At 40.4% G+C, this 18,846-nt stretch carries 13 protein-coding genes and 1 pseudogene; 6 read left to right on the top strand and 8 right to left on the bottom strand.

Translation table 11 applies throughout. The features are described from left to right. Positions 1 to 164: 164 nt before the first annotated feature. The 5 genes and pseudogenes from IL355_RS01980 to IL355_RS01960 all read right to left on the bottom strand — a co-directional run. A pseudogene (locus tag IL355_RS01980) lies at positions 165 to 770 on the bottom strand (metallophosphoesterase family protein); the annotation flags it as partial. Beyond that, the gene (locus IL355_RS01975) at positions 770 to 2,149 is read right to left on the bottom strand and encodes a sodium:solute symporter family transporter (RefSeq protein WP_192460523.1); all 1,380 of its coding nucleotides are present in this window, start codon (positions 2,147 to 2,149) and stop codon (positions 770 to 772) included. The pseudogene IL355_RS01980 and the gene IL355_RS01975, both read right to left, overlap by 1 nt. A 1-nt stretch (position 2,150) precedes the next feature. Next, the gene (locus IL355_RS01970) at positions 2,151 to 3,605 is read right to left on the bottom strand and encodes a SusD/RagB family nutrient-binding outer membrane lipoprotein (RefSeq protein ID WP_192460522.1); all 1,455 of its coding nucleotides are present in this window, start codon (positions 3,603 to 3,605) and stop codon (positions 2,151 to 2,153) included. 12 nt (positions 3,606 to 3,617) lie between these two features. Further along, positions 3,618 to 6,824: a SusC/RagA family TonB-linked outer membrane protein gene (locus IL355_RS01965; RefSeq protein WP_192460521.1), complete on the bottom strand. Its 3,207-nt coding sequence runs from the start codon at positions 6,822 to 6,824 to the stop codon at positions 3,618 to 3,620. A 46-nt stretch (positions 6,825 to 6,870) separates the two neighbouring features. Further along, complete coding sequence (locus IL355_RS01960) at positions 6,871 to 7,548, bottom strand: TIGR04282 family arsenosugar biosynthesis glycosyltransferase (RefSeq protein ID WP_192460520.1); 678 nt, start codon at positions 7,546 to 7,548, stop codon at positions 6,871 to 6,873. Positions 7,549 to 8,056: 508 nt separating this feature from the next. On the opposite strand from IL355_RS01960, the gene IL355_RS01955 reads away from it, so the two are divergent. The 3 genes from IL355_RS01955 (at position 8,057) to IL355_RS01945 (ending at position 10,678) form a co-directional block, all read left to right on the top strand. Beyond that, positions 8,057 to 8,209 carry a hypothetical protein gene (locus IL355_RS01955; protein ID WP_187456465.1) on the top strand — a complete coding sequence of 51 codons (153 nt, stop codon included), beginning with the start codon at positions 8,057 to 8,059 and terminating at the stop codon, positions 8,207 to 8,209. A 93-nt stretch (positions 8,210 to 8,302) separates the two neighbouring features. After that, entirely contained in the window at positions 8,303 to 9,820 is a 1,518-nt protein-coding gene (locus IL355_RS01950) for a Do family serine endopeptidase (protein WP_192460519.1), read from the top strand. 75 nt (positions 9,821 to 9,895) lie between these two features. Beyond that, positions 9,896 to 10,678 (top strand): patatin-like phospholipase family protein, encoded by a 783-nt coding sequence (locus IL355_RS01945; protein ID WP_192460518.1) that lies wholly within the window; start codon positions 9,896 to 9,898, stop codon positions 10,676 to 10,678. Here IL355_RS01945 and IL355_RS01940 read toward each other — a convergent pair. Both IL355_RS01940 and IL355_RS01935 read right to left on the bottom strand, forming a co-directional pair. After that, positions 10,673 to 12,511, bottom strand: coding sequence for an SLC13 family permease (locus IL355_RS01940; protein ID WP_192460517.1), 1,839 nt, complete (start codon positions 12,509 to 12,511; stop codon positions 10,673 to 10,675). The two genes, IL355_RS01945 and IL355_RS01940, sit on opposite strands and share 6 nt — an antisense overlap. Positions 12,512 to 12,613: 102 nt before the next feature. Next, positions 12,614 to 13,663 carry a ferredoxin--NADP reductase gene (locus IL355_RS01935; RefSeq protein WP_192460516.1) on the bottom strand — a complete coding sequence of 350 codons (1,050 nt, stop codon included), beginning with the start codon at positions 13,661 to 13,663 and terminating at the stop codon, positions 12,614 to 12,616. Positions 13,664 to 14,055: 392 nt separating this feature from the next. Here IL355_RS01935 and IL355_RS01930 point away from each other — a divergent pair, with 392 nt between their 5' ends. Continuing rightward, a complete protein-coding gene (locus IL355_RS01930; RefSeq protein WP_192460515.1) occupies positions 14,056 to 15,525 on the top strand; it encodes a DUF5687 family protein in 1,470 nt (489 codons plus the stop codon). Between the two features lie 21 nt (positions 15,526 to 15,546). Beyond that, on the top strand, positions 15,547 to 16,278 hold the full coding sequence (locus tag IL355_RS01925; protein WP_192460514.1) for an ABC transporter ATP-binding protein: 732 nt from the start codon (positions 15,547 to 15,549) through the stop codon (positions 16,276 to 16,278). Positions 16,279 to 16,367: 89 nt separating this feature from the next. Here IL355_RS01925 and yiaA read toward each other — a convergent pair whose 3' ends face one another. Continuing rightward, entirely contained in the window at positions 16,368 to 16,850 is a 483-nt protein-coding gene (yiaA, locus tag IL355_RS01920) for an inner membrane protein YiaA (protein ID WP_192460513.1), read from the bottom strand. Positions 16,851 to 17,005: 155 nt separating this feature from the next. Between yiaA and IL355_RS01915 the strand changes: the two genes are divergently transcribed. Continuing rightward, positions 17,006 to 18,457: a hypothetical protein gene (locus IL355_RS01915; RefSeq protein ID WP_192460512.1), complete on the top strand. Its 1,452-nt coding sequence runs from the start codon at positions 17,006 to 17,008 to the stop codon at positions 18,455 to 18,457. Positions 18,458 to 18,846: the final 389 nt, after the last annotated feature.

Below are 18,846 nucleotides of genomic sequence, written 5' to 3'. Positions count from 1 at the left end.
GGCAAGATTTCCATATTGTCCCAAAGTCCGGTCTGGAGGGTATCCGCGTAGGCTTCGGGTAAAAAGTTGATGTGCATTAGTTGCTTAGCCGTGTGGTAATCGTACTCAAAAGAACGATGGGTATATTTTAATTCGCCCTCTACCTCTTCTAGCAGCATATACCAAACACGTGGGGTACCGTCATTCGCCGGCATACCAATAACACCAGGATTCAACCACAATTTATTGTCAAATTCATGATGAAAGGGTAATCCGCAATGACCACCTATAATAACATCGCTTTGAGATGCACTAAAGCTGGCTTGTTTTTTTTCTACGGAAGTGGACTCAAATATAAAGTTGGACACATGTTCGTACGATCCGTGTACAACAGTTATTTTTTTTCCACCAAAGGTAAATTTTAGATGTTCTGGGAGCGTCGCCATCCAATCTATGGAATCTTGAGACAATTGTTCTTTTGAAAAAGGAAACCATGTTCTGGAAAACACATCGCAGCGGCTACCTTCGGTAAAGTCACAGCCACAATCGTCGCTACCTTCTGCCAATTGCTGTTCCACATTGCCCGAAATGCTCAACGCGCCCCATTCGCGAAACAACTGAACGGTTTCTTCTGGTTGTGCGCAATAGCCCACAATATCGCCAGTACAAATACAGTGTTCTGGCGCAATACCCTCAGCTTCTGCAATGCTTTTAAGCTCTTGTAGGGCCTGCAGGTTGCTGTAGACCCCGCCAAATACCAGTACACGGTCCGTTTGGACCTCCAAATGCATTATTTTCTTCTCCATAGCGGTATTAAATATAAGAGGAAACATACGAGAATACCCCAAAAATTAACCCAAAGTAAATCGGCATATTTGCCATCCGTAAAAATGAGGGCTTTAGGGAATACCTCAAAAACCAATAAAAAACCAAAGACCAATCCGCCAATAACACTTAAGTAATAATTAGTAGAAGAGACTTCTTTTTTCCACAATACAAAAACGGGAGTTAGGCCAATTACCATGGTACCACTAATGGTAGTGGCCGATAAAATTTCCGCATCCATAAAAATGGGTAACGTACCCAAAATGGCAATAACCACCATTGCCCATCTTCCAAAACTTAAACTTGTACCTAAATTTAAATCTAGGGTAGCCAGTTTAGAAAAGGAAGAAAAGGTAGAATCAAGAGTAGAAGCTGCAGAGGTTATCAGAATAAAGTTAATGATCAATAAGATAATGGCGCCAAAAGCTCTAGCCACTTGAACCGCTGCTTGTCCTTCCATATGTTGATGTTGTGCATAAACTCCGATTATACTGAAAAGTATAATACATAAACCACCAACCAATCCTGCCCATAAAAAAGCCTTTAGGGTTGTTTTTGGTTTGCTGATGAAGCCACGGTCTGTTAACACCGGGTCGTGAAAAGGATAACTAAATGATTGGAGTACGGCCGCTAGGAGAAGGTTTACTCCCATCTCCCATTTCCATTCGCCAGAAGCAACTACTGTAGCCGGGGTAAAATCACTTTCCGAAGAAAAAATAGTGCCTAGTACCACAAAAAGTAAAATAGCAAACAGTACCATCTGTATCACATCGGTAAAAATACTACTGCTCAAGCCGCCTTTTAGGGCGTAAGCTAAGGTTAAAACTGTAAAGACAAGAATGGAACTATAGTAAGGTAGACTACCCATTTCGCCAAAATAGGAGCCAATGACCATGGTGTTGCTCCAGACTTCATTAAACAGCCGAATAGCGATAAGTATCGAAAACAAGAGCATGGCGCCTTTGCCAAAACGAGTAGTCAAAAATTCATGTATGCTGGTAAATCCACCTTTAGTCCGCATGTGATAAATAACATAACCGGCAACTATAAAACTAAGGTAGTAAGCTGCATAAGCTACGCCACCAACTAACCCATAGGCCAAACCTAAATTAGCCGCATTGGTAATACTTTTGGCAAAAATCCAAGAGATAACCAAGCTACCCATGAGCATAAAGGCATTGGGCGCTTTATGATTGACCTGTGCCTTAAAAAACTGTTCAGTATTTTTAGCTAATGGGGATAATAGGATGAAAGCCAAGCTAGACAAAAGCACCAGACCCCATTGCAGTACACCAATACTGCTGGGGTTAAGGTTTAATAGCGATATGTCTAAATAGGGCTGCATGTTATTCATTATCCCACCAAACGGGGGCATTTATACTGTTATCATTCGTATTGGCTGCGGCGGTCTGGTAATTTTCTGCGTTTAGTGCCTGCTCCTCTGCTGGGTAAGGCATACGAACAGGAATTAAATCGTTATTTAAACTGGCCGAGATGGTTCGCAATTGCGGAAAGCCAGTTCTTCTAAATTCTATCCAACCTTCATATCCATTAATAATATTGGCAATCCATTTTTGGGTGATGATTTGCTGCAAGGCATCGCCATTGGCTAAAGCGGCAGGCCCTGACAGATAATTTTCAGGTAAATCGGTGCCCCAATAGGCAAAAGCTTGGGTAACGGCAGTGTTATACAATTCTGTACTATTGGCGGTAATCCACCCACGTTCGGCTGCTTCTGCCCATAAAAAATGGGTTTCCCATGCCGTCATAAAATTGGCGTCTAATCTGCCAGTTTCCTCCCTAAAAATAGTCCCAGCCAAAGAATAATCCGCTAGGTTAATAGAGGTTTGTGAAGCATCGATACCGTTGAGTAACCCGTTAAATTCTGCGGAATCACTATTGGCAAAAGGTCTATAAAAAGTGGCTATGCGTGGGTCTTCCAAATCCTTTAAAATATCTTCCATAGTTTCGGAAAGCACAAAATTGTTGAAGTCGCCAATACGCAGGCGAGCCAGTCTAAAGTTATTGGGTTCTCCGTTGGTAAAGTCGAACACCGCGTTTTCCTCATTTTGGGTAATGAAATTTCCAGCATCGAACAGTGCCTGCAATTCCGTACTTGAATCTTGTTGACTGCCAATACGTACCAAAGCTTTTAGTATTAAAGAATTCGCAAAGCGAATCCATCCATCTAAATTTCCCTCAAATAAAATATCGCCCTCCAGAGCAATAGCACCTTCATAATTTTCTAGGGCGGCAATGCCTTTATCCAGATTGTCCAGTATGCCTTCTTCGCCTAGGTAAATGGTTTCTTGTGCGTCATAGGCTGGTGTAACCGTAGTTGCATCGCCTCGAAATGCCTCATAATAAGGAACATCTCCAAACAAATCCGTCAGGGCCATCGCCATATAGGCTTTTAATATTCTAGACGGACCTTCATAAACTTCATGGGTAGGGTTTTCCAAAGCAAGTTCTAAAATGGACTCATTATCCCTTAGGTTTTTGTAAATAATAGGCCAAGGATTACCACCCAACTGTGGTGATTTTAAATCGTGACGGTCAAAAAGATTAAAATCTAAGGCCGTACTATACTGCCCCAACAGATTACCAGCGGTAAAACCCTCGTAAGACATTTGCTCACCATAATCATAAATAACTTGGCGCAGGAGCAAATTGGGTTCTACAGCAATGGGCTGATTGGGATTAGTATTGATGTCTTCAAAATCTTTGGTACAAGCTTGGAACAAAGCAGTAATAAGCACCAAAGCAAATAATATACTAATTGTTTTATTTCTATTTTTCATTTGGATACCTTCTTAAAAATTAAAACCTGCTTTAAAACCGATACTTCTTGTGGTGGCGTAAGACATGTCTTCTACGCCCCCAATAAATCCATTCCCCTGAACAGCAAATTGCTCAGGGTCAAAATGCGGATTTTCAGTAATCGCAAATAGATTACGACCAATTAACGATACGCGCAAACTGGCATTCTGTTGCAGAAAACTTAAGTTTTTAAAGGTGTAGCCAAGAGCTATTTGACGTAATTTTAAAAAGGAAGCATCATACACATTGTTTTCCTCATAGTTACGGTCATAAAACTGGCGGTAGTAACTTTCTGAGGTTACCGCAACCGTATTTTCTACATAAACCGGATTTTCTGTCGTACCGGTGTTAATTACACCCTGCGGTATAATACCTTCTTCTGGCCTAAAAGCGGTCTCTGATAATTGACCGCCCACATTACCCAAAGCACGTGTACGAGATACTACAATACCGCCTTGTCTCCAATCTAAAAGAAAGCCTAAATCCCAATTTTTATAACTGAATTGGTTGTTGAACCCTAGCATAAAATCTGGATTGTAATTACCCAGTTTTTGTAAGTTATTATCTGGTATGTATCGTCCTTCTTCGGTTAGGATAAAATCGCCATTTTCATTTCTTAAATAGCCCGTGCCGTACAAATCGCCAATACGGCCACCTTCTTCTACCTGTAAAAATACCGTTTGGTTTTGACTATCATAAATACGGGAATACGCTAAGGTTAAACGCCCATCTTCTTGGGGTAAATCTTCTACCGTAGTTCTTGAGCGACTAAAGTTTAAGGTACTGTTCCATTTAAAATTATCAGTAACCACCGGGGTAGTGTTCAGAATAACTTCTAATCCTCTAGCGCGTACTTCACCGCCATTTACTACCTGCTGAGTAAAGCCGGAAGCGATACCAATAGGTAACGAAAGAATCTGGTCTTTTGTCAATGCATCGTAATACGAAACATCAAAATTTAAACGGTCGCCAAAAAAACGAATATCCGCCCCAAATTCTACTGAGGAAGTTTGCTCCGGACGTAAATTTGGATTGGCGATAAAATTCTGTTCGCTAAAAGTAGCTTGTCCTAAATAAGGGGTCTGTGCTACGAACGCACCTGAAGTTTGGTAGGGATTGGTATCGTTACCTACTTGTGCCCAACTGGCTCTAAGTTTTAAAAACGAAATTGCCGAAGGCAAAGCTGCAACCTCAGAAAGAATAAAACTGGTAGACACGGATGGGTAGAAAAAGGAGACATTATCCACAGAAAATGGCGTAGCCAAGGCACTAGACCAATCATTACGGCCGGTAATATCTAAAAACAGAAAATCTTTATAACCTATTTTGGCCAAACCATACAAGCTGTTGATGCGTTTGTTGGATTCAAATTCAAAAACCTCAACTGGGGATGCTGCATTGCTTAACCTAAAAATACCTGGTTGTGCCAAACTAGTGGTTTGGGACTGACTGGTAAAGGCTTTTTGGTCCAACCGGTTACCACCTAAAGAAATGGCCACCTTAAAGTCGTTAAAACGATTGGTATAATTTAAAAGGAAGTCGGTGTTAATTTCCCTAAAAAACACATCGTGTTCCGCATAGCCTCCGTTTTGAAAGCGGTTAGAACTGTAAGCGCGGCGTAATTGTCTGGTTTCATCGGAATAATCCATGCCGCTGCGCACCGTAGCCGAAAGTTGCGGGGTAAACTGATATTTTGCCGAAACATTCCCGAAAACCCGATCTCTGTTAAATGAGTTTCTATTCTCATGTAGAATAAAGAAGGGATTGTCAAAAAAAGTATAGTTAAAAGAATATTGCTGTCTGCCCTCTAGTCCGGGTTGCCAATAATTCCTAAGATTATCAATATTAAGGGAGCGCGGACCCCATGCTACCAAAGAGTAATTCACATTCTCGGAACCGTAACCATTAGAAGGGCGGTTATCGCTTTGCGAATTTACATAGTTGATGGACGAATTAATCTGAAGCTTATCCGTAGGTCTAAAATTGAGTCGCGCTGCAACTGTTTGGCGGTCCAAATTTACTCCTGGAATAATGCTTTCGCTACGCAAATCGGTAAAAGACAAACGGTAATTACCTTTATCAAATCCCGAAGAAATTGCGAGATTATTGATGAAAGTGGTTCCGGTTTCGTAAAAATCCTTGAGGTTGTCCGGGTTAGAAACAAAAGGTGTTGCTGTAATAGGCAAACCGTTGTAAAGGGCGGTATCACCACCACGAACCACAGTCCCGTCCGCAAGGGTCACGGGACTATCAAACTGCGGAATCAAAGTGCCTTGGTCTAATCGAGGCCCCCAACTATAGGTAATATTGTCGTTTATTCCGCCGCCAAGACCATCTACATATTCAAATTGACCAGAATTTCCTTGGCCGTAGCTATTTTGAAAGTCGGGCAACTGAAAAGCACTTTCCAAAAATAGACTGGTGTTGTAGCTAATACCCAATCCTTTGGTTTTACTACCATTTTTAGTAGCTATTACCACCACGCCATTGGCAGCTCTTGTACCATACAATGCCGCGGCACTTGGGCCTTTTAAAACGGATACCTCTTCAATGTCATCTGGATTTACTTCCATGGCACCGTTACCAAAATCTACTTCTTGAAAACCAGCAGCCGCTTCATTGGTAAAGTTAAAAACAGTGTTGTTGTTAATGGGTACGCCGTCTACAATAAACAATGGATTGTTATTACTAAAAGAAGCTTCGCCCCTTATGCTGATGCGGCTAGAAGACCCTACGCCCGTTGGACCTTGGTTAATGGTTACCCCTGCCAATTTACCGGTAAGGTTATCTAAAAAGTTCACCGATTTTACCTCGGTTACTCCTTGCGCATCTAAACTTTGCACCACATAACCCAATTCTTTGGTTTCACGTTCCAAACCAAGCGCGGTCAAGACTATTTCGTTAAGCAATTCTGAGCTTTCTTCTAAAGTGATGTTGAGGTTGTTGGTAGCACTGGTAATGGAAATGGTTTTGGTCTTAAAACCCAAAAGCGAAAAGCGCAATTGACCACCTTCCGCAGGTAGTTCCATAAAAAAGTTACCATTGGTATCTGTAGTAGCACCAGTAGTAGATTGTACTAGTAAAATATTGACAAAGGGTAGGGGTTCTAGATTGGCATCGGTAACCTTACCGCTGATATTGATTTGTGCTTGGGTAATTGCGCAAACGCACAATAACATACCCAAAAGTATATTTTTCATTTGTAATGTTGAGATTTTTAAAATGTAGGTGGGGGGGGGCGACAGCTTAGATATACTGGGGAGAGCCTTTGTTATAGAAGGTAGACGGGTAGTGTGTTGTATAGCTAAGGTGTGTGTCGTTTTTAGGCGATGCTTGTCTGGATAGACCAAGCATCAAGGCTTTTTTTAAAGCATGTGCTAGGCGTTTCTGGAGTACCTTTAGTATATCTTCTTCAGAATCAATATCTGTCAAGGTTTCTAACTGATGAATTTCACCCGTTAAGCCAAAAGATTCCGAAATACGTTTAAAAAGCGAAATCCGTTCCCAAGGCAAGCGCTTAAAATCGTTGTAATTAAAATGGGTTCGGTTTATACCAATTAGATATAAGCCCCCATCCGTAGAAGGACCTAAAACGGTTTTGCCCTTGCAGATTTGGTGGTAAGCCTGTTTAAGTTTGGAAACCGTTAAGTTAGGGCTATCGTTACCAATAGAAATTACATTTTTATAGCCCCGGTCAAAAACGGCCTGTAATGCGTTAGAAAAACGTTCGGCAAAGGTTTCGCCAATTTGTTTTTCTTCATCCCAGATTAAATAGGGTAAACCAGAGGCCTGCACTACGGAAAGCGTGTGTTTGTTTAAAGCATCAAATACTGCCTCAGCATTACGAATGGGTTTTCGCATGGCTTCTAGCTTCGCACTTTGTGCAAATACTAAAATGGCGGTATGCAGTTGGTTCTCGTTCAACAAAAATGCTTTACGCTAGTTTTTCATTAGTACGGATAAGGAAATTGAACATTACAGTATAGGTTCAAAAAAGATTCGTTCTAAATAAAACAATAGGTTTTTAATTAAATGTATGAATTATAGTTCAGGATATCAGAATATGTTGGATACTAAGTAATGTAGCGGTTAAAATTCAAGTCACTAATCCTACGCATATGGATGTACTCTTCAATTTGCTGTAAAAAATTAATAGGAACAGGTGTGCCGTATTTAAAATAAGCGCTTCTTCGAACATTCGTATACGATTATTTGCTACTGATCTTGCTGGTATTTTGAAGGTTGTGGCGTACTATTTCTGCTTTTTTGGCCAATGGGGGAAGGTTAGATAGCCTATTTGTTAACAAACTTCACAGTTGAACCCTATTTGAGTCAATTTTTTAAAAATAATTTATGAATTGTCAGTTTGCTGTTGGCACAAGAATTGAAAACAAAGAGGTGTTTAGTTAGTTTCTTAAATTTTTTAGATAATATGGAAAAGTTAACAGTTTTAATGATGATAAGCGGCTTGGTCTATCTAGGTTTTTTGGTATTTACTATGAGAACCATTTTAAAAGACTATCTTTTTAACAAGCCGGTTCCCGTACGTGTTCGAAAGAAGAACAACCGGGTAAGGAATTTTTAATGGCAGAGCAGGACAAAATGTCCGTTTCTCTGACAAAAATTCCAGAAATGATAGTCAATCAAAAGGAAGTTTAATACATATACATGGTGAAAAATGACAAATAATTCAAGAAGCACTTCCAGCTGGAAAGTGTATTTGTTTTCAGCAATTATTGCATTGGCAGTTAGTTTTGCTGTCATTAAGGGGTACGAGTATACCCAAAAAGATGAGGTGACTATCACTCAAGTAAAAGGAGTGGAGGGCAAACAAGTGTTATACACGGCAGATGCGGATGGAAATATCAAGCCGCTAGACTTTACCGATACCAGTAAGGAGGTATTGGATGCTGTGGTGCATATCAAATCTATTCAAACACGCTCACAGAATATGGGTGGCGCTCGCGAACTACCGGATCCCTTTAAAGAGTTTTTTGGTGATATGTTCAAAGGGCAGATACCTGAAGGGGGCATGCAGTCTCAGCCAATGGTGGGTACAGGTTCAGGAGTAATTATTAATGAGAAAGGCTATATCGTTACCAATAACCATGTGATTGATAATGCCGATGAGGTTGAAGTTACTCTTTACAACAATGAATCGTATAAGGCAAAGGTTATCGGTACGGACCCGACCACTGATTTAGCCTTGATTCAGATTGATGCGGACGACCTAAAAACTATGGCCTTGGTTAATTCTGATGATGTAGAGGTTGGTGAATGGGTATTGGCGGTCGGTAATCCATTAGGGTTAAATTCTACCGTTACGGCCGGTATCGTAAGTGCAAAAGCCAGAAGCATCCATATTAATAAGGAAAAATTCGCCGTGGAGAGTTTTATTCAGACCGATGCGGCTATAAATCCTGGCAATAGTGGAGGAGCCTTAGTGAACTTGGAAGGCAATTTGGTAGGTATCAACACAGCAATTGCCAGTAGAACCGGAACCTATACAGGATACGGATTTGCCGTGCCAAGTAATATCGTGACCAAGGTGGTGGAAGATTTGTTGAAGTATGGAAATGTGCAGCGTGGTATGTTGGGCGTTAGCATCCGAACGATGGACGGTTCTTTGGCGAAAGAAAAAGATGTTGAATTCTCCAAAGGTGTTTGGATTGAACAGGTAGGTGAAAACAGCGCCGCCGATAAGGCCGGAATTGAATCTGGAGATATTATCACCAAAGTTGATGACGTCTTGGTAGGAACTTCGCCAAGATTGCAAGAGTTGATTGCTAGCAAAAGACCTGGGGACGAAGTGCGTATTACGGTAAAAAGAGACGGTAAAGAGAAAGAGTTTGATGTTGTGCTTGAAAATGCCAACGGTACAACTGACATCGTTAAGCGCGAAAAGAAAGAAGTGCTGAATCTTTTGGGTGCCGATTTTGAAACCTTGGATTCCGAGTTGGCCGAAAAGCTAGATTTAGATGGGGGAGTGCAAGTTACAAGGTTGTACCCTGGAAAAATTAGAAAACAGACCCAGATGCGTGAAGGTTTCATCATTACCCATATAGACGGGAAAAAGGTGAAGGATGTAGAAGATGTTGCTAAAGCGCTGGATGGGAAGTCAGGCGGAGTAATGATACAAGGGATTTATGAAGGTTCTTCGGAAACCTATTACTATGCCTTTGGAATGGACTCCTAATCTTAAATTCTATTTTAAGTAATTTTAATGCCGCATTGAGCTTATTTCAATGCGGCATTTTGTATTTTTTCCGCAATGAAAGCATTTCCGAGTAAATCCTTAGGCTTAATTCTATCAGGCGGTGGCGTTCGTGGAATGGCCCATATTGGGGTCATCCGAGCCCTGAACGAATATGATATTTCTGCTAACGTCGTAAGCGGCAGTAGCGTAGGAGCGTTGGTTGGGGCTTTGTACGCCAATGGTAATTCGGTAACCGAAATGCTATCCTTCTTTAAGGAAACACCGTTGTTCAAGTATAACTTTCTTACCATTGTAAAACCAGGATTTATTGATACCGATAGGTATTTTGATGTTTTTAGGGTGTACTTTCCGGAAGATAGTTTTGAAAAACTGAAGCGCAAACTGCACGTTGTGGCTACCAATCTGCAAAATGGGGAGCTTGCTTATTTTTCCGAAGGAGAACTAATCGGTCCTTTACTGGCATCAGCTGCATTACCGCCCGTTTTTAGTCCTGTAGAATTAAATGGACAGTTATATGCCGATGGCGGAATCATGAACAACTTTCCTTCGGAACCCGTAGAAGGTAAGGTTGATTTTTTGCTCGGGAGCAATGTATCCGTGGTTAGCCATCTTGAAAAAAATGCTTTGAAGAATTCTTTGCAATTGACCGGACGCGTAACCGGATTAATGATATATGCCATCAACCGAAAAAAACTGGAATCTTGCGATTTGCTTCTTGAATTTAAGGGACTGGAACATATTGGTGTGCTAGATCGTAAGGGAATTGAAAAGGCGTATGCCATAGGATATGATCAAGCGAGGGCATCATTGGACACCTTGCTTTCCCAAAAATCATAACATACTACTAAGAAGAAGGGTTCCCACAATCCACAAAACAAGGGAGATAACACCTCCTATAATGGCAAAATGCTTGAATTTATAAATACCCATACTAAAAATCAAGGCGTTGGTTTGGTAGCCTAGAGGGGTGAAAAAGCTAAAATTTGCCGCGAACATTACTGCCAAGATAAAGGGCTTAGGGTCCAAGGCTAGCCCTTTTGCCAAGGAAATGCCGATTGGTGCCATGATAATGGCCGTAGCATTGTTAGATACCACTCCACTGAGGAGCATTGTCGTAAGAAAGAGAATGCCAATATTGATCAGGGGTTTTTGGCCATCCATGAACTGAAGTAGTTCTTTGGTAATCCAAGCATCTGCCTCTGCATTGGTCATCGCTATTCCCAAGGGAATCATCCCTGCCAATAGAAAAATGATTTGCCAATTGATTTTTTCATAGATGTGATTCAGCTCCACACATTTGAATAAAAGCATGGCCAATGTACCGGTAATAACGCTGGTCATTACCTCGAAAATTCCGGTAGCTGCCATGATGATAGTACCAATTAGGATGATAATCGACAGATTTCTTTTGTAGCTGGAAGAGGGAGGCCTGCCTTCAAATTGGTTGAGTACGGCCAAATTATTGCTGTTCTCAAAATTGGGCACATAACTGGCATCAGTTTGAATAAGGAGTCGGTCTCCCACCCTAAGTCTGGTAAAATCCTTATTACTCTGGTACAACCTGTTTTTAAGGTTGGTGAGTTTTTTTCGCTTGTTCACCGCCAAGGGTATAGCTCTGGGGACGATCATTCTGCGTAGCTGTTCCAAAGTCCTCCCTATAAATCGGGAACCTGGTAAAAGAATTAGCTCCAAAAGCACATCGGATTTTTCCTCTTCTTCTGCTTTATCCTTCTTTTTAGAACCGACTTTTTTAATCGGATAGTCGCTTTTGTTTTCTAGGTCATCCAAATGGTCTACATCTTCTTCAAAATAGCCTTCGCCCCGCATCCATTGTAAATTTTCCAGACTACAATGTAACAGGAGCACATCTCCAGATTTTATTTGTAGGTTCTTATGAATTTGCTGGTCCATGCGATTTCGGGTCAAACGCAAAATGGTAATTCCTGATTCTTTGAACATAAAGGAATTTCCCAACTCTTTGCCAACCAGTGAGGAGTCTTGGTCTACCTTTAGGGTCATCAAATAACGGTCTAGATCATACTTATCCGAAAGTCCCTTGGCATCCTTAGGCAAGAAGCGGTAGAAAAGAGCAATGATACCCACGGATATTCCCAAGAAGATAATTCCCATTAAACTAAATTCAAAAAAGCCCAGCTTTTCTCCCGTGTATCGAGAAGAAATGTTGTTCACCAAGAGATTGGTCGAGGTTCCCATAAGAGTACAACTTCCCCCTAAAATACTGGCAAATGAAATGGGTAAAAGTAATTTTCCGGGGGGTAGCTGGTATTTTTCCTTAAGCTCTGCCACAATTTTAATGAAGACAATGACCACGGCGGTAGAACTTACGAAGGCAGATATGCTTCCTGCAATAAGCATGACAGCAAGCATAGCCAATACAACAGGCCAATTTTTGAGCACTTTCAGTCCTTTTGCCAACCAAGAAATAGCGCCGTTCTCTTCTAGGCCAATGGCTAGTATCATAAGACATAAAATGGTAATGACCGCCTTATTGGAGAATCCGCTCACCGCTTCTTCCGGAGAAACAAGCCCCGTAAGCAATAGCACGGCAATGATGCAAAAGGAAATCTTGTCAATGGGAAAAACCTCAAAGGCAAACAGTACAATGACTCCCAGAATAATCAGGAACACTAAAATGATTTCCCACGTCATACCTTAATGGTTAGCAGTTCTAACAAAGGTAGGCGGCAGGCGGTACCGTGGTAGCCCAATCCGTTTTTTTACGGACTTAAAACAAAGTGTTAGTCAAATTGCCTAGACGTCATCAAAATCAACGGTTAAATTGGGAGTAATGGGCAATGCTTGGCAAGTAAGTATAAAGCCTTCCTCAATTTCTCCATCCGTGAGAATTTGATTTTTCACCATTTCTGCTTTTCCTTCGGTAACCCGTGCAATACAGCTACTGCATACGCCCCCTTGACAAGAATACGGCGCATCGATATTTTGTTTGAGCACCGCGTCTAGAACAAGTTCTTTTCTATCCATAGTAAGGTTGAACTCCTCATCTTCCAAAATGACCTTTACATTGGTTTGCCCTTCGGCATTTACCGGCATTTCATCTAAAATCTCGGTAGTGGTAAAAAGTTCAAAGTGAATTTTGTCCTTGGGGATGTCATTATCCTGTAGGGTATCGGAAACCTGATTGATCATGGCTTCGGGACCGCAAAGGTAAAAGGCATCAAAATTGGTATCCTTATGCTTGTTTTTTAGAATGTAATTGACCGTAGAACTGTCTATACGACCAAAAAGGGAATTGTCTTCTTGGGTCTGGCTATTGATAAAATAGGCAAAAAAGCGATCCGGATAATCGAGTTCCAACTTGGCCAAATCCGTATAGAACATGGTCTCGTTCTGAGATTTGTTCCCGTAGACCAAAACAAACTTGCTTACGGGGTTGCTGGCCAAAACGGCCTTAACAATGCTCATTATGGGTGTAATTCCGCTTCCTGCGGCAAAAGCGGCCACTGTTTTGGGGTTTTCGGTAGGGGCAAAGGTAAACCTGCCTTCAGGGGGCATTACTTCCAAAACATCCCCTGCCGCTAATTTATTATGGGCATAGTCCGAAAAACCACCTCGCTCCACTTTTTTAACTCCAATTGTGAAGGAGTCGCTCTTAGGCGAGGAGCAAATGGAGTAAGCCCTGCGTAATTCCTTGCCCTTTATTTCTTTTTTGATGGTGATGTACTGACCTGGAATAAAGTCGAAAGTCTGGATCAAATCTTTGGGAACCGAAAAAGTTATGGCCACTGAACTAGGTGTCAATGGCTTTATATGCTTGACCGTAAGGGAATGAAATTTACTCATGAGATGTTTTTATCGCAAAATAGACTGCAAAATTAAGCAATGGGACCGCTATTTTAAGGAGAAAACATAAAAAATCCAGCAATAGGCGATTGGTTACTATGGTTATCAATATACATTACGTTGGAAGGATGCTTGTTTGGATAATAGATTTAAAAGAATTTTAATGATAAATTGAACTTTAGAATCGTATACGAAGGTATTTATACACCAATTAAATTAGTTTGTTTAGTAGCTTTTAAAATTAAATGACTCATAAATGGTTTCTAAACTCATTCAATTTGTCAATAAGTTTTTTTCTTAAACAACATTTACATTTTCTCAGGAAGTTAGAGGATTTTTGTAACATTTCGTACATTTCCTACACTCATTGAAAACAAGCAAAGTAAATGCGGATGTTCAAAAACTTTACGGGCTTACAATGGAAATCGTTCTTTAGGTCATCTTCCTTTGGTAAAAGTTTGGGCATTAAAATCTTTATGGGTTTTATGGCGGTCTACTTGGCTGTCTCCTTAATTATGTCCGGTATAGGCGCCTATTTTGCCCTGAAGAAGATTTTTCCTGAAAGCGGTCCCTTTCAAATCATCAATCGGTTTTTGATTTACTATTTCTGCCTTGAGCTATTTATCAGGTACTTTATGCAGAAGCTTCCGGTGATGGATATCAAACCTTTTTTGATACTGCCCATTAAAAAGAGCAGCATCACCCATTATATTTTAAGTAGGTCTGCCGTCTCTTTTTATAATTTTTTGTCCCTTTTCTTTTTCCTGCCTTTTTGTGGGGTGCTACTTTACAAGGGTTTTCCGGTGCTGAACATTCTAGGATGGCTTTTGGGAATCATCGCCATAGTCTTGACCATTAACTACATTAATTTTTTGGTCAATAAGAGCGATAAAATCTTGATAGTGGTCGCAACCATTATAGGCGTGTTTTATGCCTTGGAGTATTTTGATTTAGTCCCAATTACGGAGTACTTGGGCGCATTATTTTATAGATTATATGAACAGCCATATCTCGTCATTATACCAATTGGTCTGGCGATATTCGTCTATTGGCTCAACTACGAATTTTTGCGCACCAAGTTGTTTTTGGATGCCACTTTGGAAAATAAAACAAAGGAGGCGCAAACCTCAGAAATGGCTTGGACACGCAGATTTGGAAAAATTGCACCCTTTTTGCAATTGGATTTAAAATTGATATGGCGCAATAAGCGCACCAAGACCCAAGTGTTCATTTCCTTGGCCATGATTTTGTACGGACTCATTTTTTACACCATGAAAGACTTTGGTCCCACTTCGGCCATGTTGGTGTTTGTGGGAATTTTTATGACAGGTATTTTTTTAATGAACTTTGGGCAGTTCATTCCCGCGTGGGACAGTGAGTATTACGGAATGATGATGTCGCAGAACATTCCCCTACGGGATTATTTGGAGTCCAAAGCCGGACTTATTTATGTAAGCGTGGTAGTGATGTTTCTTTTATCCATTCCCTACGTCTATTTTGGTTGGGAAGCTTTGGCCATCAATTTCGCCTGTGCCCTTTATAATTTGGGTGTGAATGTGCCGGTCATTCTCTTTTTTGGCTCCATGAACAAGAAACGCATTGATTTGGCCAAGAGTGCCATGGGAAATATGCAAGGGGCCAGTGCCGCCCAATTTTTGGTGGGTATTCCCTTGTTCGGGCTGCCCATGATTTTGTTTGTGTTGATTTCATGGTTAGGCTCTTTTCAGATGGCGATTACCTTTTTGGCCCTGTTGGGTATCTTGGGTTTCGCCATTAGAAAGCCCATTTTAGACAGCATCACCAAAATATATGCAAAGAAGAAGTACGGTATGATTGCCGGATTTAAAGAAAAGAATAGTTAAGAAGACTTAAATAATTGATCGATGGTTCATATTGAAAATCTCACCAAAAAATACGGTTCCAAATTAGTGTTGAACATTCAAGAATTGAACATCCCTAAGGGACAAAGTTTTGGTTTGGTAGGTAATAATGGTGCCGGCAAAACCACCTTGTTCAGCTTGTTGTTGGATTTGATTCAGCCGAGTACCGGACATATTAGCAATAATGAGGTAAGGGTAGACCAAAGTGAGGAGTGGAAAACCTTTACATCCTCCTTTATAGACGAATCATTTCTGATCGGCTACCTTACCCCGGAAGAGTATTTTTATTTTATTGGGGAATTAAGGAACAGGAACAAGGCCGATGTAAACGCTTTATTGGCCCAGTATAAGGACTTTTTCCATGGAGAGATCCTAGGGCAGAAAAAGTACTTGAGGGACCTTTCCAAAGGAAACCAGAAAAAAGCGGGTATTGTTGCCAGTTTTATCGGTGATCCCGAAGTGGTGATTTTAGACGAGCCTTTTGCCAACTTGGACCCCTCCACCCAAATTAGGCTCAAGGGCATCATAAAAGACCTGGCCGCCCGGCAAGGGGTAACGGTGTTGGTTTCCAGTCACGATCTTATACATGTAACCGAGGTGTGCGAGCGCATTGTAGTACTCAATAAGGGCGAAGTGGTAAAGGACATAGAAACCTCTACCGAAACCTTAAGGGAACTGGAAGCTTATTTTTCCGAGAATATTGCAGTGGCAGCCGCTTCCGTGGAAAATATTTAAAGGAGGGGCCTATCTCGTTAAAGACCCTTAAATAGCTATCTCCTGAAAAAAATAGAGGCCGTATTAAAAGTTTAATACGGCCTCCGTGTTTAGGCTAGATCTTCTTTATCCTCAAATAGTTTTACGTCCCTAATGTTCTTTTGCACCGCAATAGCTGCAAAAAGACTAAGTATAAAAGACATGCCGTAAAATCCCTTTTCACTTAATGTTAAGGTGGCGTTCCATAAACCAACAACGAGCAGTAAGATAGAAACCAAGGTGGTAAACCAGGACAATCCATAATAAATATCGGTTACCGGTATACCTTCCAGCTTATCCCGTACGGTTTTTTGTACGGATATGGCCGAGAATAACGCAAACAGAAGAACGGTAAAATAGTACCCTTTTTCATTAAGGAGCATACTGGCATTCCATAAACCGATACAATAGGAGATCACACCTATAAATAAACCACACCAAGAGGCGGATATAAAGGCGGAAGACGGTTTTCCGGCAAAACCACTTTTATCATTTTCTTTTTCCTGTGTAGGACTGTTGGTCCACTTAACTTCTTTTAATTTATCCTTTTCCATTTTTTAAGAATTTAAAAGTTTGATGAAGCAAATATCCCCCACGGACCATTGATTTTAAAACCAATTTTTTATATTTAGTTATGATTTAAATTATATTTTATTATACTTAAATAACTAAATAATAAGTAATTATATATTTTAATACTTATGATTCAATGAAAGGAATTTTGGAAATAATGGATACTTTTTCCAAGGATGACGAGTCTAGGTTCATATCCTACCTAAAGGAAAAAAACCAACGGGGAGACGTAAAGAACATGACGCTTTTTAAAATGTTGCTTAAAGGGAACACTTCGGAAATAGATCAGAAACTATACGGCAAAAGCGCAAAAAATGCATTGCACGCATTAAGTAAAAGACTTTATGATGCGATGGTAGATTTTACCGCAACCAAAAGTTTTGCCGGGGAAACTTCGGAAGAATTGGAAATTTTAAAATTGTTGCTGGCAGGCAGAATTTTCTTTGAACATGAAAAAAATAAAATAGCTTTTAAGGTTATTGAAAAGGCCCAAAAAAAGGCAATGACCCTAGATGCCTATGCCATCTTAGCAGAAATCTATTATACCAAGATCCAGTTTTCCCATCTCAACCCCAAAAACAACCTAACGGAAATTATAGACCAAGCCAACAGTAATTTGGTCCATTTTCAAAAGGAGCAACGACTGAACATGGCCTATGCCCGCATAAAAGACCAACAGCTGAACCAAAAGGGCACCTTTATAGGAAGTATTATAGAAAATGTTTTTCAAGAATTTAATATAGAGATCGATGGACAGCTCAGCTACAAATCCTTATACCAAATAACCATCATTGCTACAACTGCCGCCACCCTTCAAAGCGATTATCACAAACTAAAACACTTTCTGGACAGGGTGCAGCAAATTTTGGAGGAGAAAAAAAATACGGCCGATAAAAACTTATACTATAAAATTCAATTACTCAACCTTTTGGCCTATTCCAGCTTTAGGAACAGGGATTTTAAAAGAACCCGCTTATTAATAACAACCTTGGAGGAAGAGCTGCAAAAGGGATATGCCGATCAATTTTCCGAAAAAGTATTTCTTTTAAAAGGGTTGGTGGCCAATTTTACGGGTTGCCCCAATGAGGCCATAAGCATCCTTGACCCTCAAAAAGAGAACTCGCTTGAGGCCATGTTGGCCCTGGCCATGTGTCTTTTTCAACAACAGAAAAAGGAACAGGCCTATACCATTATAAAAAAGATGCACCATACAGATGGGTGGTATATAAAAAAGGCGGGCATTATGTGGGTATTGAAAAAGAACTTAATGGAGCTTTTGCTGTTAATAGACCTCGATAAATTGGATATTTTTATTTTGAAGTTAAACCGGTTTAAAAGAAATTACGGCAGCGTACTAAAGGATTTGAAAGAGGATAGGGTTCTAATTTTCATCTCGCTTATAACCAGGTACTATGAAAATCCTAAACAGGTAACAACGAATGCCTTTAAAGCGGAAATGGAGCATATGTTCAACTGGAAAGCTCATGAAGAAGAGGATATTTATGTAATGAGTTTTTACGCATGGCTTAAGGCAAAAATGGAAAGAAGAGATGTGTATGAGGTAACCTTGGAATTGGCAAATGCCTAATATTGGGTCATGGCATTTTCTCAAAAAGGGAATAGAATTACTATAGCCAAAAAGGGAACATTGTGCCCAACATGGTTAGATTAGTGCGAAAGTCAACCAAGTCTTGCAAATTGAATGCAAATAAGGAAAGTGGCTGCCTTTCATGAGAGCTACTTTAAAATTTCTATTATCATGTCCCCACTTTATAGGATGCCATACAATTGTTCTTGATTCCATGGCCTTCTGAAATCATTGAAGCCCGAAAAAGAACGCTATAGAGTTTTAAAATCGGGTATTTTGAGGAATGGCCCTTTAAATATATTTCCCTAAATCGTTATTTAGCTTTACCTACTCATATTTTAATATTCAAAAATTTAGGCCCAAATTAGGAGAAGCTTTAATTTGGAAGC

Source organism: Euzebyella saccharophila, assembly GCF_014855495.1.
GTDB classification, from domain to species: domain Bacteria; phylum Bacteroidota; class Bacteroidia; order Flavobacteriales; family Flavobacteriaceae; genus Euzebyella; species Euzebyella saccharophila.
Note: the sequence above shows the minus strand (reverse complement) of the source record. Positions and strands in the feature narration are given on the sequence as shown.

Coding starts and splice junctions, on each gene's coding strand:
- IL355_RS01975 (WP_192460523.1), bottom strand. CDS start 2,149: ATGCAGCCCTATTTAGACATATCGCTATTAAACCTTAACCCCAGCAGT.
- IL355_RS01970 (WP_192460522.1), bottom strand. CDS start 3,605: ATGAAAAATAGAAATAAAACAATTAGTATATTATTTGCTTTGGTGCTT.
- IL355_RS01965 (WP_192460521.1), bottom strand. CDS start 6,824: ATGAAAAATATACTTTTGGGTATGTTATTGTGCGTTTGCGCAATTACC.
- IL355_RS01955 (WP_187456465.1), top strand. CDS start 8,057: ATGGAAAAGTTAACAGTTTTAATGATGATAAGCGGCTTGGTCTATCTA.
- IL355_RS01950 (WP_192460519.1), top strand. CDS start 8,303: ATGACAAATAATTCAAGAAGCACTTCCAGCTGGAAAGTGTATTTGTTT.
- IL355_RS01945 (WP_192460518.1), top strand. CDS start 9,896: ATGAAAGCATTTCCGAGTAAATCCTTAGGCTTAATTCTATCAGGCGGT.
- IL355_RS01940 (WP_192460517.1), bottom strand. CDS start 12,511: ATGACGTGGGAAATCATTTTAGTGTTCCTGATTATTCTGGGAGTCATT.
- IL355_RS01935 (WP_192460516.1), bottom strand. CDS start 13,663: ATGAGTAAATTTCATTCCCTTACGGTCAAGCATATAAAGCCATTGACA.
- IL355_RS01930 (WP_192460515.1), top strand. CDS start 14,056: ATGTTCAAAAACTTTACGGGCTTACAATGGAAATCGTTCTTTAGGTCA.
- IL355_RS01925 (WP_192460514.1), top strand. CDS start 15,547: ATGGTTCATATTGAAAATCTCACCAAAAAATACGGTTCCAAATTAGTG.
- yiaA (WP_192460513.1), bottom strand. CDS start 16,850: ATGGAAAAGGATAAATTAAAAGAAGTTAAGTGGACCAACAGTCCTACA.
- IL355_RS01915 (WP_192460512.1), top strand. CDS start 17,006: ATGAAAGGAATTTTGGAAATAATGGATACTTTTTCCAAGGATGACGAG.